Below are 20246 nucleotides of genomic sequence, written 5' to 3' on the forward strand. Positions count from 1 at the left end.
TTTTTCAAATGAATGAAAAAGTCTATTTATACAAGCGTTCGTTGTCGCTCGTTCATGTGTAATTTTTCTGCATTTTGCACAATCACGCTATACAAGTAATATGCATTTTCTTGAATATCTTTGTATATCAGTCACCTTCAAAGCCAAAACGCTTCCCTCGGCCCAACCATTTCTTCGTTAGCACAAGCATCGTCATTAAAAATAATTCAAATAAATTGGTGATGGCACTACTTGGCACACTAAACGACACCATACTGCCAATCGTCATAACTACCACACCGATGAAAAACCATGGCCACTTACGCTGTAACAATAAAAACAAGCTACAAATCAGCATAACAACCGTTGCTAATAAAATCATGACAGGTGGCCCACTATGTTCTGCTGTCGACTCATATCGAAGCGCGCCGTATTCTAGCGCCGGCTGTAAAGATAAATCCCATACGCCAATCATAAACTCAATGACCATCAACACAATGGTATACAATGTAGCGATTAAAAATACAGCGCGATGTTTTGCCCAGCGAATATTCGCCTCACGTAACGCAGCGACTGAAAATACAACAAGTAATGGGGTGATAAATGCATGTAATACAAAGCGCATATAATTTAAATAGTATAAAATATCACTTTCACCGATGACTTTTCCTAATGCAATAATACCGTTATCGTAAATAAGCGCTAAAATAATAAGGTATAATACATTCGTCCATACAAAACGAGGTTCACTTCGCTGCAATAGCCAAATAATCAAGCCAATATACGCTACTGTAAATAATGTATAAATGAGTGTATCCATGTACGCCCTCCTCTTTCTCCTATTCGTAAAACGAGCATCGAAAGCTCCCTTTATGCATTGGTCGCGCTGTTTCACAAACACTTATTTCTTATCAAATAAAGGCTTCGCAATTCGTTCAAATAATGCTGGGGCGATTGCATACAATTTGCTTGAAATCCCCATCATGCGTGGTAAATTGACTTCACGCTTCCGTGTACACATCAATGTCATCACTTCGTCCGCAACAACTTCCGGCTTCAATAGAAAACGACCAAGTGATTGTTTATAATTACCTGTCGTGTCTGCATGGTCAATAAATGGTGTATCAATTGGCCCTGGATGAATAGCTGATACGGTAATGCCTTCTTTTGCCAGCTCCATTCGTAAGCCATTGACATAGCCGACAATTGCAAATTTCGTTGCGGCATACACACTCGCTTTTGGTGTTGGTACTTTTCCTGCTTGCGAACCGATAAAAATAAACTGACTACCGGGTTGCATTTTCGCTGTAATGTGACGTACAAAATGCATCGGTGCACGCACATTTACATCTAACATCGCATCAATTTCAGATGGATGTAACACATTTGCTTGTTTAAATGTCGCGACACCTGCTGAAAAAACGACAATATCAAGTGGCGGCAATTGCGCACTCACCCGTTCAAAACTCGCCACATCACGTAAATCAGCTTCGATTGGAATAGCCCCGAGTGTTTGTAATGTTTGAAGTGTCGCAGCGTTTCTACCTGTCGCGTATACGGTATGTCCCGCTTCAATGCATTTTTTTGCAATGAGTAGCCCAACACCACTCGTTGCACCTGTAATAAAAATTTTTTTCGTCATAATGCCCTCAATGTATAATAGTAAGTTTCATTGTCATACACAATATCGAGTGCTTGTTGTTGCACTAAATAATCCAGCTGTGCCAATGTTTCAGATAAAGTAAGCGCTGGCTGCTTAAAAAATACAGGTCCAAATAATTGTTTGGCAATTTGAACGGTTGTGTAGCGCTGCCCCTTCACAAAGAATGTTTGTACTTTTTGTGCGCGTGCACGTTGCTCTGCTAAAATTTCTGCAATACGTCCACGTACATCTGTTACGACTTCCCCGTGCCCTGTATATAACGCATCAATCGCAAGTTCGTTCGTATGTGCTAATGAGGCATGATATTTTAAAATCGAAGACTCTCGCTCTAGCGATAAATCTAGTGGTGGTTCAACAAATGGATTTGGTGAAATCGTATCTAAAATTAAATCACCACCAAAGCCCACACCTGTTTGTTCATTCACAAAAATTAAGTGGCTTTGACAATGCCCTGGTGTGTAGTGTGCGACAAATCCGGGCATGCCGGGTACTTCGTCTCCGTGCGCTAAAAAATGCGTCACTGGATTTGTCCCGAAATGCTCCATATCCGACTTCATAAAATCTTGCAGCATCGCGTCTACGCCGTGAATGCCGTGCTGTGCAAGTAAATGCAAGTGAAACTTCTCATAATACGCAAAAAATGCTTCGGTCGGCTGCAAAAAGTGATTACAGTACGGATGCCCAACAATCGTAGCATTCGGAAAAGCGTCAACTAAGCCACAATGGTCCGGATGATGATGGGTTAAAACGACTTGCTCAACATCCGCTAATGTATAGCCCATCGTCCGAAGCGCATCCTCAACTTGCTGTTTACCTTCTTCACTTTTAAAACCTGCATCAATTAATGTCAAAGTTTCTCCTTTTGTGATAAACAGGTTGACGATATTGCGATAAATTGTTTGAATAGAAACACGTGTAATATCCATATGTACACCCCTTTGTACTGAATAATAACTCATAGTTTTAGTGTACACGTTTTTTCGCAATCCGTCATTGACGATTGTTTTGTTATAATTTAGAATAGTACAAAAATACGAGCGTTGATGAAGACATGTTTCCTATAGAAGGTTTTTAGAGAGTGTTCCCACTGGCTGCAAGGAGCATAACCCACTGTATATGGTCAAACCCTCCTTCTGAGCTGCTAGAAAACTAGCCGCATGCCCTAGCGTTAACAAGGGTTCATAAAGTGGTCAATACTCTTATTGGCAAACTAAGGTGGTACCGCGGAGCTAAAGCGTCTTCGTCCTTAAATTTTAGGACGAAAACGCTTTTTTATATGTATAGGAGGAAATAATATGCAAAATATTTTATTTGTCGGTGCTGGTTCAATGGCTGAAGCATTACTACAAGGATGGATTCGTGAACAAGTGGTAAAACCAGGACATATTTATGTGACGAACCGTTCAAACAAAGCTCGCTTAACGGAGCTACAAACACGATACGGTGTAAAAATACTGGCAAACAATGAAAAAATCGCGCATATGGATATTATCGTATTAGCGATGAAACCGAAAGATGTTCATACAAGTATGGAACAGCTACGTCCGTTTATCGCGAATAATACGATTATTTTATCCGTACTTGCAGGTATTGCGATGGAAACCATTCAAGTCGGCTTAGGTGAGCGTCCGATTGCTCGCGTGATGCCTAATACGTCAGCAACACTTGGTATGAGTGCGAGCGGTATTGCGTTTAATGACGTGATGACAGCAGAGCAAAAAGCATTTTTCATGACATTATTAAATGCAGTCGGCACAGTTGTCGAAGTGCCGGAAGACCAATTACATGCGGTAACCGCTCTTTCTGGTAGCGGTCCCGCATATATTTATTATGTAATGGAAGCATTTTTAGCAGCTGGTGAAAAGCTCGGTGTTGAAAAAGAAACGGTTCGCGCACTGATGACGCAAACGATTGCTGGCTCTGCCGCTATGTTAAAACGCTTTGATGAAGAACCTGCGACACTGCGTAAACAAGTAACCTCTCCAGGTGGCACAACTGAAGCAGGTATCCGCGTATTAGATGAACTACATGTAAAAGATGCCATTGAAAATTGTGTGATGAGCGCTGAAAAACGCTCGCGTGAACTCGCAAGCGGCAAATAGCGATTTTAAAACGAGTGCTTTTTTTCTGAGCGCTCGTTTTTTTTTTATAAATTTGACATCCTTTTGCATAATGATACGTAGAATACATATTAACGTATAAAGGAGCCTTGCATTATGTTACAACTTGAAAACGTCGTCAAACGTTACAAAGACTTTACAGCTGTTGATCAACTGTCGTTTATCATGGAACCGGGTGAGATTTTCGGTCTTATCGGACAAAACGGCGCTGGTAAAACGACCACATTCCGCATGATTTTAGATTTGCAAGAAACGACAGAAGGCACGATTACATGGGAAGGTCAGCCAATTCGTAACATTAACCGTGACTACCTCGGTTATTTACCAGAGGAACGCGGTATTTTTCCAACGATGAAAGTCGAGGAACAATTACTGTATTTAGGTGAGTTGCGTGGTATGACGAAAAAAGACGCGAAAGAACAGGCACAATTTTGGATTGAGCGTTTTGAGCTAGACGATAAGCGCAATGAAAAAGCGGAAACATTATCAAAAGGGAATCAGCAAAAGGTACAGCTAATTGCAAGCTTTATCCATCGCCCTAAATTTTTAATTTTGGATGAACCCTTTAGTGGTCTTGACCCGGTCAATAAAGATTTACTAAAGGATGCCATTTTATTATTAAAAGACCGCGGGACAACGATTTTATTTTCAAGTCACCAAATGGAAAACGTTGAAGAATTATGCGACCATTTATGCATTTTAAAACAGGGGCACTCTTTGTTTGCGGGTAGCTTACTCGATTTAAAAAAGCAATACGGTAAAGTAAAATTACGCTTACGCACCGATTACCCACTGGATGCGCTCGCTGCATTAGAAGGTGTTGAAGAAGCGACAGCGTTCCGTGATGAATATATGATTACGCTCCAAGACGAACGCTATGCAAAGACGATTTTTGACATCGTCAGCAACGGACTATTTATTGAAAAGTTTAGTTTGGACTATTTATCACTCGATGAAATTTTCAAACATAAAGTAGGTGGCACACATGTCTAAGTTTATGATTTTAGCGAAAAAATCGTACATTCAAAAAGTAACGTCGAAATCCTTTTTATTTGGGACACTCATTTATTTACTGATCTTAACCGGTGCGGCATTTTGGCCACAAATTAGTGATGCGCTCTTCAATGATGAGGCCCAACAAATTACAGTACTCAATGACACAGACGCCAATTTAGAAGAACTCCTTATTTCAAATGCAGATTTTACGTATACATTTAGCGATGAATCTGTTGCAGCCATTGAACAACAAATTACCGATGACCCGGAAGCCATCGCGTTACATATTCGCGATGAAGATGGTGTTTTACATGCAGATTTAATGAGCTATGACCCACTGCCATTAAATGATGAAACAGCGATTTTAAGCACATTAGATTATGCCAATAAAATTTATGCGGTACAGCAGCTCAACTTATCAGCAGCTGATGCAAATAATATTTTAAATGCCCAACCCGTCACAACGACAAAAATTTTAAACGTCGATATTGAAAACGACAAATCCGAGGGCGAAAAAACAGCAGGTGTGTGGATTTCCTATGTTGTCGGTATTATCATCTTTGCGTTTATTATGATGTACTTAACGATGATTATTACCGAAGTAGCCTCGGAAAAAGGGTCACGTGCTCTTGAAATGCTGCTTGTATCGATTAAACCAACAACACATTTCAACGCAAAAATCATTTCGATTTTTGCATTAGCATTAACACAAGGTATTGTGATTGTTGGCTATGCCTTCCTCATTTTCTCACTTGTTGGTGACGGCGATATGCTATCTGTTATTCAAGATATTTTCAAAGATATTTCTGGCGAGTATATTTTCTTTACAGTAGCGTTCTTAATTTTAACAATTTTATTATATTTAATTATTGGTGCGCTGTTTGGCTCACTCGTTGCCAAAGTAGAAGAAGCGAACCAAGTGATGTCACCGATTATGATGGTAACACTTGCAGGCTTTTACATTATGCTGTCAGGCACATGGAATCCAGACACATTGCTAATTAAAATTTCAAGCTTTATTCCACTTATTTCAGGGATGGTGCTACCGCTTCGTTTATCAGGTACGAATATGTCGAGTATCGAAGCATGGATTTCGCTCGGTATTTTAGTAGCGACTATCGTCATTGTTTATATGGTCAGCATGTCATTTTATAAACGTGCTGTACTCACATATTCAACAGGCGGTGTTTTACAAAAAATCAAGACAATTATGAAAGTAACAAGCTAATGTTACGTATTGTGTGACAATTGATTTCAAACAATCTTCACAATTTTCACCGAATTTTCAAACTTTTTTATGTTACACTAAATGCAACAAGAAAAAGAGATGCCCATTATTTTGGAGCATCTCTCGTTTCATTTTCAGTGCTTATTCCTCTAAATAACGTTCAGGTGTTCGCACAACAAGTACATCACAGCCCGCTGAGCGCACAATATTATCAGAGACAGAGCCAATTAAGAAGCGCTCCACCCGATTTAAGCCCGTTGCCCCGCAAATGACTAAATCGCTTTCCGTAAGCGGTGTAAATTTTTTAATAAGCGCTTGCTTCGGTGCCCCCTCTTCAATGATTACTTCGACACCTTCAACGCCCACTGCCGCTGCACGTTCTACATAAGAAGCTAATAATTGCTCCGCATAATCTTTCGCCTGCTCTATCGTAGCAGAATCATAATAATCCATCATGACGGTCGAACGTCGGTCAATAATATGCACTAAATGGAGTGTGGAGCCAACATTACGCTTTGCAATGCCGACTGCTTTTTCAAATGCAAACTCTGCTTCCTTCGAGCCGTCTACCGCCACATAAATTCGTTCATATACAAGTACTGTCATGTACACTCCCTCCCTTTGTTCGTCTATACCCATGTTTTCCCACAATTAAGCGAGCAAACGTAAAAGTGCCATCGTCACGACACCGACAATGACCGTTAACGACAGGCTACGTGTTTTCACAGCAACAAGCATCGTCGGCACGAGCGCGATTACATGTAGCCAGTCGATTACAACGATATTTCCGCGTTTTTCAAATACGCTATCAAATACGAGAGCACTTAAAATACAGACCGGAATATATTGTAACCACCGTAGTAGAATCGGTGGCAACGTAATTGCTCGCACAAATAAAAATGGTAAAATACGCGGCAGCCACGTTACAAGCATACACCCGATGATTAATCCAACCATTGTAGCTGTTGTCATGTCTCTCGCCACACTCCAATCGTTGCGCCAATAAATGTGCTAAGTAACACTGCAACATGTCCAGGCACGATATACATTAGACCATACATACAAATACAGACAATCCCAACAACCTGTAAATAATGCATAATTTTTGTTTTCTGTAGCGCCTGCATATTTAATACAAGTAATGCGGCAAACATCGCAATAAGCGCAAAGTCTAGCCCAAATTGCTGTGCATCTGGTAAAAACGCGCCGAGCATGCCGCCCACTGTACACGACACAATCCAAACAATATACGCTGTACTATTTAAACCGTCCATCCAATTGCCACCTAAACGCTTTTCGGTCGCAAGCTTCGTAACTGCAACGCCGAATGTCTCGTCTGTTAACAGCGTCCCAAAACCAATATTACGTAATGCTGAATAGCGCACAAAATGAGGCGCTATCGTTAACGACATAAGAAAATGCCGTAAATTGACGATAAATACTGTCACAATAATGGCAGACATTGGCGCACCTGCTACATATAAGCCACAAAAAATAAACTGCGCTGATCCTGCATATACAAGTACAGACAGTAAAAAGATTTCGAAAATATGTAAATTTGACGCGACCCCAACAACGCCAAATGCGACACCGATGCTAATATAACCTAATAATGTTGGTATACAGTCTCGCACACCTTGTATAAAGGTATCTTCTGTCGTTCCTGTTGTCTGTTGCACATTGTTCCCTCCTTTTTCAGCAAATGTATCGCTATTGTACATGACCTATACAATATTCTCAATATTCCAACTTAAAAGTTTACATTTACATGTAAGGTACCGAACTACTATACTTAGGGACAAATGAAGCAAAGGAGCTACCCATCATCGAACTTTCCGTAGAAATTATTGTATTATTATTAGTATTTGGCTTTTTAGCAGCTTTTATTGACTCTATCGTCGGTGGCGGTGGCTTAATCTCATTACCTGCACTCATGTCAGCAGGCTTAAGCCCAACAGCTGCGGTCGCAACAAATAAACTCGCTGGCACAATCGGTTCTTTTACATCGACCATTTCATTTTACCGCTCTGGCAAAATCGACTTAAAAGATGTCGGGAAATATTTTCCGCTCGTTTTTTTAGGTTCTCTTATTGGGGCATATATCGTTACACGCATTAACCCTGATGTGCTAAAGCCACTTATGTTAATAATGCTAGCCATTGTTACCGTATATACGATTTTCAAAAAAGACTGGTCTGCCATTAATGAGCCTGCACCATTAACCGCTATAAAAAAAGCGCTGTTTTTACTCGTGATTTTTGCGATTGGTTTTTATGACGGCTTTTTAGGACCCGGGACTGGGTCATTCTTTATCTTTACGTTTTTACTACTGCGCTATGATTTTGTACGCGCAGCAGGAAATGCTAAATTTTTAAACTTCGCGTCAAATATCGCCGCTCTGCTCTTATTTTTAGTCGTTGGTGAAGTATATATCGTGTACGGCTTAATTATGGGTGTTGCCCAAATTTTCGGTGCCATTATCGGCTCACAGTATGCCATCAAAAAAGGGGCAGGCTTTGTACGTGTGCTATTTATTAGCGTAACCGTTATTTTACTTGCTAAAAATACATATGACTATTTCTTTTAATGGCAAAAGGCTATATGTCGTCGCATTGGACACATATAGCCTTTTAACGCTTTAAATATATGACACCATTTGTAAACTCGGCGTGTCGGAATTGTTGTTGTACATAAAAATGAATGTACCAGTCATCGGCATGTATCGCCATTTCATACTGTGTATATTGTGAAATGAAACGCTCAATATAGCCAATAACTGGCTGTAAGTCTGCTCCTCGCTCGACCTCAACAAAAAATGGATACGTTACTTTACGGTCGGCATAAATGCCACGTTTAAAATACCATTTTGCATGTTCGTCATAATGAATCGGCAATGGGCGTGTACTCGCAATAATAAACATGCTGTCTCCTCTATTGTAACGCTTCTAAATGTTTTTTCGCTAACGTCGCTGTCCATTCATTTGGATATTCTGCAATGATACGCTCTGCTAACAATGTCGCATATGCAGGGTCTTCTTCTTTATAAATTAATACAAGCTGTAATAAGCTATCATCTCGATACGATGAATTAACAAACACATTACCTTCTTGCGTAGCGACAATTTCATACAATTCATTGGCACGTGTTTGGTCGCCTAACGCTTCATATGTTTTCGCTAAGAAAAATGCCATATCATCCGCCATATACGAACTTTGGTCTGCTGCTGTACCATTTTCTAAAATATCGCGTGCTTCATTATATTGCCCCGCTTCATATGCCGCTAACCCTTGCTGGTAAATCACACGAATTTCATCTTCTGTTAATGGTGTTGGCGTAGGTGTTTCAGTCACGGGTTGTTCAGAAGTTGCCTCCTCTGATTCCTCAGAGGGTGCTTGTTCTTCTGACTGTGGTTGCTCTAGTGCTGGAACGTCTTCTGTCACTGGCTCTTCTGGCTGTAATTGCGTCCAAATAATTGCCATAATCGCACCGACAATCACAACGACAATGGCTATATAAAGCATCCAGTTTTGTTTGCGCGATGCTTCTTGCTCTTCTTCTAAAATATGCAATGTTTCCGTTTGTTCTTCAATCGTCTCTTTCATCGTCAATAAACGCTGAATACTGCTATGACGTTGAACGCGGCGTGGCCATTTATTCACAAATAACTCAATTTTATCTTCATTGCCACCGTATTGCATCGCTAAAATAAAGGCTTCATACACATAAATCGGTAGCGGTAAACTTTGCGTACAGACACGATGCAATAATAACTGCGCTTGTTGGAATTGCCCATCCTTTAACGCTAAAATTGCCTCATTATAATCATAAAACATCGCGTCATATGTAGGAAGTTGGCGATAAGTTGATTCCATTAATGCCACTAAGCTATCGTCTGGCTCGGCGATATCCATCCAAGCAAGCAATGCTTCGTACGGTTGGCCGTTTAACGCATATGCTAAACCGAGCTCCTCTAAAATATGCGCGTCATGCTGTAATGCTTCTCGAAGCGCTTCAAATAATTCAATCGCGTCATCATACGCCTCGCGCTTCATTAATAACTTTGCACGTTTATATTGTTGTTCTACTGTCATGTTCACACCACAATTCTATTCGTTATCGTTTTGCGTTGTGTCGTCTGCTACATCGGGAGAAGCGACAACATGGACCGTTGCCTTACGTAGTACCGCCCCTGTTTTCATATGAATAAACCCACGTTCTATAACTGCACATACATGTCCTGGTGCGATGGACGCTGCTTCCTCAGCCGCCACTTCAGCTGCTTGAATCATCACCGTTTCATCATATGGGTCACCTACAACTGCAATTTCCGCATAATGCAATTGTTCAAGCGCATCTAAATAACGCTCCGTTTCTTCACTCACACAATCTTGCTGCTCAGCAATACGGTCAAAACTATCAATAGCTTGCAGTAAAATCGCATCGTATGTATTATCCGTTTTCACTTCTTCTTTCACCGATGTTGCAGCAGTCGGCAGCACATCACCTCGTAATGTACGTTCAAATGGCGCTAATTCGTTCCGTAACGCTACTGTATCAAGCTGTGGATTGCGTAGTAGCTCCACCTTCACTTGTTCGGTAATTTGCTGGAGTACATAAATTAAATCATTTTGTGCTACATCTAACTGACGTTGTAATTTCGTGACATCCACTGATTGTAGCTTCCCGATTTGTTTCATCAGTTGGTTTCGATACATTAAATGCTCTTCCATCGTTATCCCTCCATATTCAATGGATATTTCTTTCCAATATGTTTCATTTTACAGACTTTCCTATAGAACTTGCAATAGATTGCCGTTATTCCCTCATGTTTCATGAAAAAATTATGTTTCTGCTACATTTTATTGTACCCTTTTTTCATTTTTTAGGTACACTAAAGGTAGCACCTTCTTTTAAATTATTCTAAGAAAGAAGTATATTGGAGGACATTTATGCAAATTACACAAACGACGGATGCAAAACTTATCGCACAAATGCATCGTATTTTTCATGATTCACATGTTGAGCTGCATCCAACCATTTTCAAACCGTTTGATGAAGTGGCCATGACATCTGCGTTTCAAGCACTTGTCAACGAGCCGCAACATAGCTTTTATATATTACAGCATGATGAGCAAGCGATTGGCTACGCGTGGGTAGAGTGGCGCGAACAACGAGAAACACCCTTTAAATTTGGTGAAACAACGATGTATATTCACCAAATTAGTATTGAAGATCCGTATCGTGGACAAGGTAATGGCAAATTATTACTCGACTACGTAACTGATATTGCCAAATCGCGTAGCGTCTCACGCATTGAGTTGGATTATTGGTTAACTAATTTCGGCGCGAAATATTTTTACCGTAAACATGATTTCATTCCGTATAATGAACGCGTGTATAAAGAGCTATCTTAATACACAAAAAGGGTATGTCAGACAAATGTCTAACATACCCTTTTAGCTTGCAAAAATCGTTTCAGCCATCCACGCTGATACATCGATTTTTTCGAAATGTAGTTCATCAAGTTCATCTTGCGTAACTGCTTGCTCCACTACGATTCCGCTAAATTTCATTGCAGCCGCTAACGCTTCTTCGTATGAAGTATAGGCAAATGCCTGTTCTTCATCTTCTGTAAATTGAGCTGATGCATAGCGATTTGCAACGTATTGTTGTTCTACTTTGACAACAAAATAACGCATGCACCTTACCTCCGTTTTTTCATATAAAGAGTTCACAGAAAAAGACTTCTGTGAACTCGAATTGATAGCACAAGGATTTCATTGTAACATAAATTCACTAAAAAAGTATAGCGATTTTATGACAATCCATTCGTGCTTATTCAAATTTAAATGGTACATATACCGCTTTGTCTAACGTACCAGCTGAAGCAGATTTTGTCCCTGCAGGAATGACAACATAATATTCTGCCCCTTCTTTATAACGTTCTTGCGGTGTAATCGTTAAAATTTTGCCTGATGTATCCAGTCTTGACTGTACACGTAATGCATTATTGAAAATATCAACAACTTTTAGCTTCGTGACTTCACTTGAAAGAAGCGGCGCTGAAAACTCAATTGTCCACGTTTTTTGCTGTGCAACTACGCCGAACTCTTTATGCCACTTACTTGCTTGCTGTTCCATTTCCTTTACAGCCTCAAAGCCTGCTACTTTTTGTTTAAATTTCACAAACTCAGCATTTGTCGATGGTGTGTTGATGAATTGACGTAACGAATTAAGCAGCTCTTCAAATGCAGCTTTTGTCATCGCATTGTTAATCGCTTGAACAGTTGGTGAATTTGGTTTAAATAGCTCGTTTACTTGTTCTTCCGGTGTTGGTGGCTCTGGTTCAGGTTCTGGCTCTATCGGCGGTTCTACAGGCGGCTCTGGCTGTACCGGATTCGTCGCCATTTCGGTATACATTAACTCTTTTTTTGAATAATAGTATACACTTGAATAGTAATTCCCTGTTTGTACTGCATCTAGCTTATATACATTCACACGGTCATTGGTCACCTCAATATAGCCGACTGCATGTAACGAATTATACCCGGGGCGATACTCACTGTTAATGACACTAACCGTACCATCTTTTTTAATTTGTGATAGTTGGCCATATATATTCGAGAATAAAATACGGTCATTAAAGACTACTAAATGATTTGCGCGGTTAATATAATTATCAATTCGGAATGTTTTTGGCGTCAAAGTTGGCGCAGTAACATCAACCATCTCGAGCTCCTGTGTACGAACATTTTGATAATAATAATGTTTACCATCTAATGTCACTGCATTTTCCATCACATGCCATTTTGAATAGGTGTCTGTGTTTGGTTTTGTGTAAGGACGCTGTTCGGTAATACGATGCCCTACCGTGCTAGTAATTTGTTGCTCCGTTAATAAAAATGTACCGTATGATACATATTGCGGCATATTCACTTCTTGACGGCTTACACTCGTGTCAACCGTCCCTCTGCCATTTGCATCAAAATTTACAAGCTGGCGTGCAAATACAGGGTCACCATACGTAACATCAACATGATATGTTTTGCCATCAATGGTTACGACATTCCATGCATGCGAAACGTTTTGTGCTGTAATACCAGTAATATATTTCGATGTTACACCCGCTTCATCCATTAAACGTTGGAATAATAGTGCATACGCTTGACATACACCAATACCATCTTTCAAAATCGAGTAAATCGAATGCCCGCCACCGTCAGCTTGTGGTGCTACCGAATAATTCGTATTTAAAATAATGTAACGATACGCCGCATGCACTTTCTCAAAATCCGTCATATCATTTGTAAAAATCTCTGCAGCGATATCCTCTACATATTTCGTAATAGCTTGCTCTTTCGCCTCTGAAATACGATAGCTAAATCGAACCGTTACCGTGCCATCTGAGGACATACCAAATGATGTTGAAATGCCGTTACCATACGTATACTCACCTTTACCTAATCCGTTCAGTACCGCTGTTCTTAAAATCTGTTCCGTTGGTGTTACCGTTAATTTCACCTGAATGACCTCTTCAAAATTCGATGCGGCTTCATAAATTGCATCGCTAAACGCTTGTACAGAGATTGCATTTTGACTGGTAGAGGACACATGACGGTCTGCTTCCATGTTCTCTACGAATATATGTTGTCCTTGTTGTACAGGTACAAACGCTTGATTTTGGATGAACTGCATTTGTGCTACAGACGGCTGTGCCACTTGCTCTTCCGCTAAAACTGGAGAAACCATTAACGCGATTGCTAATATCGGACCTGCTAACCACACTCTTTTTTTCATTATTAAACACCTCTATCTACAAGAATACAAAAATCTACCTACCTATTAATCGGCGTTAACATAAGGATTTCTAACCTTTTTTGAAAATAAATCATTAGGCTTAATAAACTACGTCTATTTGTTACTTAACAGTATGAATGAAACTTTCGATACTGTAAAGATAAAAGTGAAGGTATTATATACTATATTAAAAAATAATACACTGAAAAAAAGCTCTATTTTATCAACCTATAATAGAAATATACTTTTCTCCTATTTTATAGGTTTTTTCAAATGATATTTTTTTGCGCATTCTTATTTTTTCGATATTTTTTTATAAGCTAAAAATAGAGATGAAACCACGCTCATCTAAAATGACTCCAACTCGGTGTTTACTAAAAAACGAAACAAAGAGACTGATATAAAAAGAAATGAGCTTGGGACAGAAGGATAATCCAAATCAATCCCACCGATGTTCGATGATAAACATTTGATACGTCGTCGTTAAATGAAGAGCGGACTTCTAGCGGAACAGTACGAGCGAGAGACTACAGGCTCGAGCCGTACCGCAGAAAAGCCTGCTCGAAAATTTAAGACGATGAAAGCAGAAAAGTGTTAGGAGAAATGACGATATTTCTCCTAACACTTTGTTTTGTCTCAACCTCATTTTTCTACTTTTGGTGCTACGCCACATAGTGGACGCACCAGCACATTTTTATCATCTCAAGACATTCATTTTCATCCGAAATAGGTTTCTGTCCCAGGCTCTTTATCCAACTAAAAGAAGATTTTCTCGCAATCTCCTTGTTATTTTAAAATTGATATAAATCAGACGATAAATAGCGTTCGCCTGTATCCGGTGCTAAACTTAACACACGTGCACCCTTTGGTAATTTCTTTGCAATTTCTATTCCCCAATATACTGACGCTGCACCTGATGTCCCAAGTAAAATACCTTCTTTTGCCGCTAAATCACGTGCCATTTGCTGCGCAGGATCATCTTCGACCAATAAAATTTCATCATACACTTGCTGATTTAAAATGGTTGGAATAAATCCTGGACCCGTCCCAACAATTTTATGCGGTCCTGGTTCGCCACCCGATAATACCGGTGACCCTTTTGGCTCAACAACATACACCTTTAAATTCGGAATGCGTTTTTTCAGTTCTTCACCAACACCTGTTACCGTACCACCTGTACCAGCTGTTAAAACAAGCGCATCTAATTGACCGTCAAAAGCATCATAAATTTCAACAGCCGTTGTTTGACGGTGTGCATCTGGATTGGCGCTATTTTCAAACTGCATTGGAATAAAGCCATGTTCAAAGCCTTCTAGTAATTCCTTCGCTTTATTAATCGAGCCCGTCATACGTTCTTCAGCAGGTGTTAAGTATACTTCTGCGCCATATGCTTCCATTAACATAATACGCTCTTTTGTCGCATTATCAGGCATTGTAATAATACAACGATATCCTTTTGTCGCACATACCATTGCGAGTCCAATACCCGTGTTGCCTGAAGTTGGCTCAATCACAACACTTTTCCCTGGAATTAATAAGCCCTCTTCTTCAGCTCGCTGAATCATATTTGCTGCCGCACGGTCTTTTACGCTTCCTCCCGGATTAAAAGATTCTAACTTTACATACACATCTGCGCTACCTTCTTGCGCTAAACGGTTAATACGTACAATTGGCGTATTGCCAATTAAATCAATGATTGAATCGTAAATCATATTAATTCCCCCACTAAAACTAGGTTTATTTTTTTAACTGACTATATTATAGCGTAAATCTTTCAATTGAACAGATGCTTTCGATTATTTCTGGGCGCACAATTCTTAATAAAAAATACACCATCGAAATAATTACATATCTCGACGGTGCATTTTATTTAATTTAGCTATAGACTGTTATGCTTTTACACGTACAATTAACACATCACACGCTGCTTTACGGACAATACCCTCTGAAATTGAGCCGATAAATAAACGCTCAGCTGCATTTAAGCCTGTCGCGCCACAAACGATTAAATCTGCGTCATCAAAGCTTGTTAAAATTTGTTTCGGTGAACCGACTTCAATTAATACACGCACGTCATTCACACCAAGTGATGCCGCTTTTTCTTTGGCACGGTCTAATTTTTCATTATATTCTGTTGTCAATTCATCGATATATTTTTTATCATATGTAGCAACCGATGCTGCTGAACGGTCATCAATGACGCTCACAATCGTTAAAGTCGCGTCATATGCTGCCGCAATTGCTGCCGCTCGTTCAAATGCTAATTTAGATGCTTCAGAAAAATCTACTGCCACAACGATTTGTTTATAGAAGTTTGTCATCGTTCCTCCACCTTTCATCTATTCCTCTACAGTATAACAAAAATAGGTTATTTTTTCGTGTTTTTCTAAAAAATACATTGTTTATACAAAAATGGAGCATTTAGAAACGGTATGCCTATGTACTCGAAGCTGTGTCATTGTATAAAAACAATTGCACAACTTCAAATGATTTTAGCTCTTTTCTTCATCTTCAAATGCTGCCTTTTGCTCTGCTGCGTAAATAAGGACTTCTCCTATTAACAACACTCCGATGACGAACGCGACTAAAATCCAAGCTAGTTGCTCTGTGAACATAGTGATTAAAATGCCAATTGCACTGACCACGACAGCTCCTAATAAAAATAGCCATAGCTCTTCATTTCGTTGCTTTTGCATACCGTTCGCTTCCTTTCTTTAGCTCGTTGGTAATGTACCTATTCCCGTTTATGCTAAAAATAAGCAAAGCTCCTGAAAAAGTGTAGAACTTTTTCAGGAGCTTTATCGTTATGGCGTTAATACTAGTTCATGTGCTGTACCAGAAACAGGCGTTAACGATGTTTCATGGTAGTCACCTTGCACCCAATCATCCACTTGGTCTTTATACCAATCTGATTTAAAGTGACCACTTTGTCCTGGTCCAACAATATGGTATGCATATGATAAATCAGCAAGGTCTGCTACAAATCGCCACGATGCGCCGTGGTCGACTTCGCCACTCGCTGGGTTCCCTGCAGCCATGACTGTTGTACGTGAACCACCAACTGCCATTTTCTCTGGTGTGAAGAAACGTTCAAATAATGGATTCACCGCTAGTGGATGGTCAAATGTAAGCTGGTGATAATCACCCCAGCGCCAATCTTCATACGCCACGTCTGGGTACATACCTTCTAAACGGTTAAGCGTATCAATAAAGCTATTGTATACAACAACATCTACACCACCTGCACGCGTTAACCATGCGCCTTCTTCTCCAGCATAACCTTCACGTAGTAGGTTATCCATAATTTGATATTTCCCTTGCATCATTTTATACACATCATCAGGGATAGCACTACGGAAAATATTATCCTTTAAATGCTCGATTAATAAATTGAAAATAAGCGGCTGTGGTGCGTCTACTGTCTCGTTATAATCCCACTCTTTTAACGAAGCTAAAATATCTGTATATTGCTTTTCTTCATCTAGCTTTTCTATTGACGCAATAAACTGCGGTAAAAACTCTTTCGCATATAAATTCACCGTATCCATTTGAATGGCCATCATATCGTCAGCTGTTAAATTATCACTTGCTTCTAGCAATTCAACAATGCGCTCATAACGGTACGGCTGTGCCCATAAATCGGTAATATGGTAAGGATAATCCTCGCCGACAATTTTATTGTTCGCTGTCGCAATAAAGCCTTCTTCTGGATTGATGATTGTTGGTAGCTCGTCATATGGGACATAGCCGCTCCAACCATATTCAGAGGAATCCCCTGGTACTGGCAATTGACCATCGCCTTTTAAGCGAATTGGGATATTGCCGTTTGCTTTATACGCAATTGTTCCATCTGTTGACGCAAAGACGAAATTTTGTGCAGGTGCATTAAAATTAGCCAGCGCTGCATCAAATTCATCCCATGTGGTTGCCTTATTAAACCCTAAAATAGCCTGTAATTCAAGCGTCGGCTCAAGTGCTGTCCACTGCATCGAATATACTTCACTTGCGGGGCGGTCTTCAAAAATTAAATCAGAAATAATCGGTCCATGCTTCGTTGTGACAACCTCAAATTCCTCAACGTCGCCGCCTTTAATCTGAATATTTTCTTCCCGGACATCCGCTTCATAATATTCGCCATCATATAAGAACGAATACGGATTATCTGGATTTGTACGCTCGATGTATAAATCTTGTACACTCGGCCCTACATTCGTGACACCCCACGCAATGTCTTCATTATGCCCTAAAATAATGCCTGGAATCCCAGCAAAAATAACACCGCTGACATTTTGTTCTGGCGATTGTAAATGCATTTGATACCAAATGGATGGTGTTGCTAGGCCTAAATGTGGGTCATCCGCTAGTAATGGCTTACCTGACGCTGTTTTGTCGCCTGACACGACCCAGTTATTACTGCCATTAAATTCATTTGGTAATACACTTGCATCAAACCATGACGCTACTTGTGCTGTGGAGTCACGAATATCGGCAATAACCGTTTCAGCATCTTTTGGATACGTCACATTTAGCTCGCGGTATAAGTCTTCTGATAAGTTATTTAGCGCCCAATGACGGAACGCTAGTAAATTCCAGTTTCCACCTAAGTCATATGCCATATATTTTCCAATTGTTAAAGAATCAATCGGCGTCCACGGCTCTGGCTCGTAGCCAAGCACTTTAAATTCATATGTGTACTGCTCCTCTTCGATAAAGGCATTAACACCTTCTGCGAACCATTCGAGTACTTGCTTTGATTCCGCATCATAACCATCCCACGAAGCTTCTGCTGCGTGACGTAAGCTAAATGTACGGAAAAATTTATCCGTATCTACTGCCGCTTCGCCAACAACTTCCGCTAAACGTCCACTCGCTTGGCGACGAGATAAATCCATTTGGAATAAGCGATCTTGTGCTTGTATGTAACCTTGTGCGCGATACAAATCCGCTTCATTTTTTGCTGTAATATGTGGTACCCCCATGTCATCACGTACTACTTGTACTTCTTCATCAAGAATTGGAACATTGATTTCCCCTTCAATGTCTGCCTTTGATGATGACACATACCAATTCACTCCAATAATTGCGAGTGCCATGAATAAGATACATGCACCGATAATGCCGAGTGCAATCTTCCAACCTTTCTTCATACCATTCCTCCCTTTTCGTTTATTTATATTCGACAAGGAGTGCGATATTCCTTTTTGAATTTTGTAGAATCCGCGAAATGCAACGAACGGTCTAGTTTCTTCTTCAAACGAAATATCCTTACTTTTCATACTAATCTAACATTTATGATGTGAAAGCGCGTATACTAAGCGTAAAAAAGAGGTGCTTTTTTATGTATGATGTCATTATTATTGGGGCAGGGTCGATGGGGACAGCTGCAAGTTATTTTTTAGCGAAACAGCAAAAACGTGTGTTATGTATCGACGCATTCGACCCTCCGCACACAGAAGGGAGCCATCATGGCGAGACACGTATTATTCGCTACGCTTACGGGGAAGGTGCAGATTATGTCGACTTAGCGCTCCGGGCGAAACAATTATGGCAAGAGCTTGAAACATTAACAGGTGAACAATTGCTACTGCCTGTTGGGGTATTAAATATGACCGATAAAGACGCGCCATTTTTACACAATGTGAAACAAAGTGCGCTGCAACATCATTTGCATGTCGAAAGCTTAACTAGCACGGACGTAAATGAACGTTTTCACGGGATTACGATTCCCGATACAATGGAAGCTGTTTATGAAGAAGATGCAGGTGTATTACATGTCGAACGCTGTGTTAGCAGCTATCGTCAGCTTGCTGAACAACACGGGGCGATTTACCGCGTACATGAGCCCGTTCAACAATTGTCTAAAAAACATAATAAACATATCGTTGAAACAACACACGGTACATATGAAGGCAAAACGCTCATTGTTTGTGCAGGCGCTTGGACAAAGCAACTGTTAGACAATATTCATGTATCGTTACCGTTAACGCCGACACGTAAAACATTTGCATGGTTTGATGCTCCTGAACAGTATGATGCGCGTCATTTCCCCGCTTTTGTGCTTGAACGTCCAAAGTATTGCTTTTATGGTTTCCCTAGCATTGATGGCAGTGGCTTTAAAGTTGGCAAACATGACGGCGGTGAGGCGGTTGATCCGTCGCAACCACTTGTACCGTTCCATGACGAAGACCTAGCGCATTTACAATCATTTGTGGATACATATATGCCACAAGTGGGTACATATAAATACGGCAAAGAATGTAAATACAATATGACACCTGATGAGGATTTTATTATCGATACATTACCAACTGACTCATCAATTGTTATCGCGACAGGCTTCTCTGGTCACGGCTTTAAATTTAGCAGTGCCATTGGTGAACTGTTAGCAATGATGGCGATGAAGCAAGATGTGCCGTACAATTTACAACGCTTTTCGATTCATCGCTTCCTATAGGAGGAATG

21 protein-coding genes are annotated in these 20246 nt (G+C 40.2%); 6 read left to right on the plus strand and 15 right to left on the minus strand.

Features of this window, described 5'->3' with window-relative positions:
- Positions 1-127 precede the first annotated feature (127 nt).
- The 3 genes from A6M13_RS14225 to A6M13_RS14235 all read right to left on the minus strand — a co-directional run bounded on the left by A6M13_RS14225 (position 128) and on the right by A6M13_RS14235 (position 2568).
- Complete coding sequence (locus A6M13_RS14225) at positions 128-799, minus strand: hypothetical protein (RefSeq protein ID WP_066547884.1); 672 nt, start codon at positions 797-799, stop codon at positions 128-130.
- A gap of 81 nt (positions 800-880) precedes the next feature.
- Positions 881-1621, minus strand: coding sequence for an SDR family NAD(P)-dependent oxidoreductase (locus tag A6M13_RS14230; protein WP_066547886.1), 741 nt, complete (start codon positions 1619-1621; stop codon positions 881-883).
- Positions 1618-2568: an MBL fold metallo-hydrolase gene (locus A6M13_RS14235; protein WP_066547894.1), complete on the minus strand. Its 951-nt coding sequence runs from the start codon at positions 2566-2568 to the stop codon at positions 1618-1620. The genes A6M13_RS14230 and A6M13_RS14235 overlap by 4 nt, the downstream gene beginning before the upstream one ends.
- A gap of 369 nt (positions 2569-2937) precedes the next feature.
- Here A6M13_RS14235 and proC point away from each other — a divergent pair, with 369 nt between their 5' ends.
- From proC to A6M13_RS14250, 3 genes are all read left to right on the plus strand, one after another.
- On the plus strand, positions 2938-3744 hold the full coding sequence (gene proC / locus A6M13_RS14240) for a pyrroline-5-carboxylate reductase (protein WP_066547896.1): 807 nt from the start codon (positions 2938-2940) through the stop codon (positions 3742-3744).
- A 111-nt stretch (positions 3745-3855) separates the two neighbouring features.
- Complete coding sequence (locus A6M13_RS14245) at positions 3856-4755, plus strand: ABC transporter ATP-binding protein (protein ID WP_066547897.1); 900 nt, start codon at positions 3856-3858, stop codon at positions 4753-4755.
- Positions 4748-5986 carry an ABC transporter permease gene (locus A6M13_RS14250; RefSeq protein ID WP_066547899.1) on the plus strand — a complete coding sequence of 413 codons (1239 nt, stop codon included), beginning with the start codon at positions 4748-4750 and terminating at the stop codon, positions 5984-5986. The genes A6M13_RS14245 and A6M13_RS14250 overlap by 8 nt, the downstream gene beginning before the upstream one ends.
- Before the next feature lie 141 nt (positions 5987-6127).
- Here A6M13_RS14250 and A6M13_RS14255 read toward each other — a convergent pair whose 3' ends face one another.
- From A6M13_RS14255 to A6M13_RS14265, 3 genes are read right to left on the minus strand one after another with little or no spacing between them, the layout of a single operon-like run.
- Positions 6128-6592, minus strand: coding sequence for a universal stress protein (locus A6M13_RS14255; protein WP_066547901.1), 465 nt, complete (start codon positions 6590-6592; stop codon positions 6128-6130).
- Between the two features lie 45 nt (positions 6593-6637).
- Positions 6638-6958 (minus strand): AzlD domain-containing protein, encoded by a 321-nt coding sequence (locus A6M13_RS14260; protein WP_066547904.1) that lies wholly within the window; start codon positions 6956-6958, stop codon positions 6638-6640.
- Complete coding sequence (locus tag A6M13_RS14265; protein ID WP_245669337.1) at positions 6955-7665, minus strand: AzlC family ABC transporter permease; 711 nt, start codon at positions 7663-7665, stop codon at positions 6955-6957. Before A6M13_RS14265 ends, A6M13_RS14260 begins: the two co-directional genes overlap by 4 nt.
- A gap of 143 nt (positions 7666-7808) precedes the next feature.
- Between A6M13_RS14265 and A6M13_RS14270 the strand changes: the two genes are divergently transcribed.
- A complete protein-coding gene (locus tag A6M13_RS14270) occupies positions 7809-8573 on the plus strand; it encodes a TSUP family transporter (protein WP_066547911.1) in 765 nt (254 codons plus the stop codon).
- 43 nt (positions 8574-8616) lie between these two features.
- Here the strand turns inward: A6M13_RS14270 and A6M13_RS14275 are convergent, their stop codons facing one another.
- From A6M13_RS14275 to A6M13_RS14285, 3 genes are read right to left on the minus strand one after another with little or no spacing between them, the layout of a single operon-like run.
- Positions 8617-8907, minus strand: a complete 291-nt coding sequence (locus A6M13_RS14275; protein ID WP_066547913.1) for a hypothetical protein — start codon at positions 8905-8907, stop codon at positions 8617-8619.
- Positions 8908-8917: 10 nt separating this feature from the next.
- A complete protein-coding gene (locus tag A6M13_RS14280; protein WP_066547915.1) occupies positions 8918-10078 on the minus strand; it encodes a tetratricopeptide repeat protein in 1161 nt (386 codons plus the stop codon).
- A gap of 15 nt (positions 10079-10093) precedes the next feature.
- Positions 10094-10717, minus strand: a complete 624-nt coding sequence (locus A6M13_RS14285) for a hypothetical protein (protein WP_066547917.1) — start codon at positions 10715-10717, stop codon at positions 10094-10096.
- 219 nt (positions 10718-10936) lie between these two features.
- Here A6M13_RS14285 and A6M13_RS14290 point away from each other — a divergent pair, with 219 nt between their 5' ends.
- On the plus strand, positions 10937-11401 hold the full coding sequence (locus tag A6M13_RS14290) for a GNAT family N-acetyltransferase (RefSeq protein ID WP_066547919.1): 465 nt from the start codon (positions 10937-10939) through the stop codon (positions 11399-11401).
- 42 nt (positions 11402-11443) lie between these two features.
- Here the strand turns inward: A6M13_RS14290 and A6M13_RS14295 are convergent, their stop codons facing one another.
- The 6 genes from A6M13_RS14295 to A6M13_RS14320 form a co-directional block, all read right to left on the minus strand.
- Positions 11444-11686: a hypothetical protein gene (locus A6M13_RS14295; RefSeq protein WP_066547921.1), complete on the minus strand. Its 243-nt coding sequence runs from the start codon at positions 11684-11686 to the stop codon at positions 11444-11446.
- A 136-nt stretch (positions 11687-11822) separates the two neighbouring features.
- Positions 11823-13784: a transglutaminase domain-containing protein gene (locus A6M13_RS14300; protein ID WP_066547923.1), complete on the minus strand. Its 1962-nt coding sequence runs from the start codon at positions 13782-13784 to the stop codon at positions 11823-11825.
- Positions 13785-14575: 791 nt separating this feature from the next.
- Positions 14576-15496: a cysteine synthase A gene (gene cysK / locus A6M13_RS14305; RefSeq protein ID WP_066547925.1), complete on the minus strand. Its 921-nt coding sequence runs from the start codon at positions 15494-15496 to the stop codon at positions 14576-14578.
- Between the two features lie 177 nt (positions 15497-15673).
- Positions 15674-16105, minus strand: a complete 432-nt coding sequence (locus A6M13_RS14310) for a universal stress protein (RefSeq protein WP_066547928.1) — start codon at positions 16103-16105, stop codon at positions 15674-15676.
- Between the two features lie 171 nt (positions 16106-16276).
- Positions 16277-16480, minus strand: coding sequence for a hypothetical protein (locus tag A6M13_RS14315; RefSeq protein WP_066547931.1), 204 nt, complete (start codon positions 16478-16480; stop codon positions 16277-16279).
- A gap of 108 nt (positions 16481-16588) precedes the next feature.
- Positions 16589-18931 (minus strand): penicillin acylase family protein, encoded by a 2343-nt coding sequence (locus A6M13_RS14320; RefSeq protein WP_066547935.1) that lies wholly within the window; start codon positions 18929-18931, stop codon positions 16589-16591.
- Between the two features lie 191 nt (positions 18932-19122).
- Here A6M13_RS14320 and solA point away from each other — a divergent pair, with 191 nt between their 5' ends.
- Positions 19123-20238, plus strand: coding sequence for an N-methyl-L-tryptophan oxidase (solA, locus tag A6M13_RS14325; RefSeq protein ID WP_066547938.1), 1116 nt, complete (start codon positions 19123-19125; stop codon positions 20236-20238).
- Positions 20239-20246 lie beyond the last annotated feature (8 nt).

The organism is Caryophanon tenue (genome assembly GCF_001700315.1).
GTDB classification, from domain to species: domain Bacteria; phylum Bacillota; class Bacilli; order Bacillales_A; family Planococcaceae; genus Caryophanon; species Caryophanon tenue.

Coding starts and splice junctions, on each gene's coding strand:
- A6M13_RS14225 (WP_066547884.1), bottom strand. CDS start 799: ATGGATACACTCATTTATACATTATTTACAGTAGCGTATATTGGCTTG.
- A6M13_RS14230 (WP_066547886.1), bottom strand. CDS start 1,621: ATGACGAAAAAAATTTTTATTACAGGTGCAACGAGTGGTGTTGGGCTA.
- A6M13_RS14235 (WP_066547894.1), bottom strand. CDS start 2,568: ATGGATATTACACGTGTTTCTATTCAAACAATTTATCGCAATATCGTC.
- proC (WP_066547896.1), top strand. CDS start 2,938: ATGCAAAATATTTTATTTGTCGGTGCTGGTTCAATGGCTGAAGCATTA.
- A6M13_RS14250 (WP_066547899.1), top strand. CDS start 4,748: ATGTCTAAGTTTATGATTTTAGCGAAAAAATCGTACATTCAAAAAGTA.
- A6M13_RS14255 (WP_066547901.1), bottom strand. CDS start 6,592: ATGACAGTACTTGTATATGAACGAATTTATGTGGCGGTAGACGGCTCG.
- A6M13_RS14260 (WP_066547904.1), bottom strand. CDS start 6,958: ATGACAACAGCTACAATGGTTGGATTAATCATCGGGTGTATGCTTGTA.
- A6M13_RS14275 (WP_066547913.1), bottom strand. CDS start 8,907: ATGTTTATTATTGCGAGTACACGCCCATTGCCGATTCATTATGACGAA.
- A6M13_RS14280 (WP_066547915.1), bottom strand. CDS start 10,078: ATGACAGTAGAACAACAATATAAACGTGCAAAGTTATTAATGAAGCGC.
- A6M13_RS14285 (WP_066547917.1), bottom strand. CDS start 10,717: ATGGAAGAGCATTTAATGTATCGAAACCAACTGATGAAACAAATCGGG.
- A6M13_RS14290 (WP_066547919.1), top strand. CDS start 10,937: ATGCAAATTACACAAACGACGGATGCAAAACTTATCGCACAAATGCAT.
- A6M13_RS14295 (WP_066547921.1), bottom strand. CDS start 11,686: ATGCGTTATTTTGTTGTCAAAGTAGAACAACAATACGTTGCAAATCGC.
- A6M13_RS14300 (WP_066547923.1), bottom strand. CDS start 13,784: ATGAAAAAAAGAGTGTGGTTAGCAGGTCCGATATTAGCAATCGCGTTA.
- cysK (WP_066547925.1), bottom strand. CDS start 15,496: ATGATTTACGATTCAATCATTGATTTAATTGGCAATACGCCAATTGTA.
- A6M13_RS14310 (WP_066547928.1), bottom strand. CDS start 16,105: ATGACAAACTTCTATAAACAAATCGTTGTGGCAGTAGATTTTTCTGAA.
- A6M13_RS14315 (WP_066547931.1), bottom strand. CDS start 16,480: ATGCAAAAGCAACGAAATGAAGAGCTATGGCTATTTTTATTAGGAGCT.
- A6M13_RS14320 (WP_066547935.1), bottom strand. CDS start 18,931: ATGAAGAAAGGTTGGAAGATTGCACTCGGCATTATCGGTGCATGTATC.
- solA (WP_066547938.1), top strand. CDS start 19,123: ATGTATGATGTCATTATTATTGGGGCAGGGTCGATGGGGACAGCTGCA.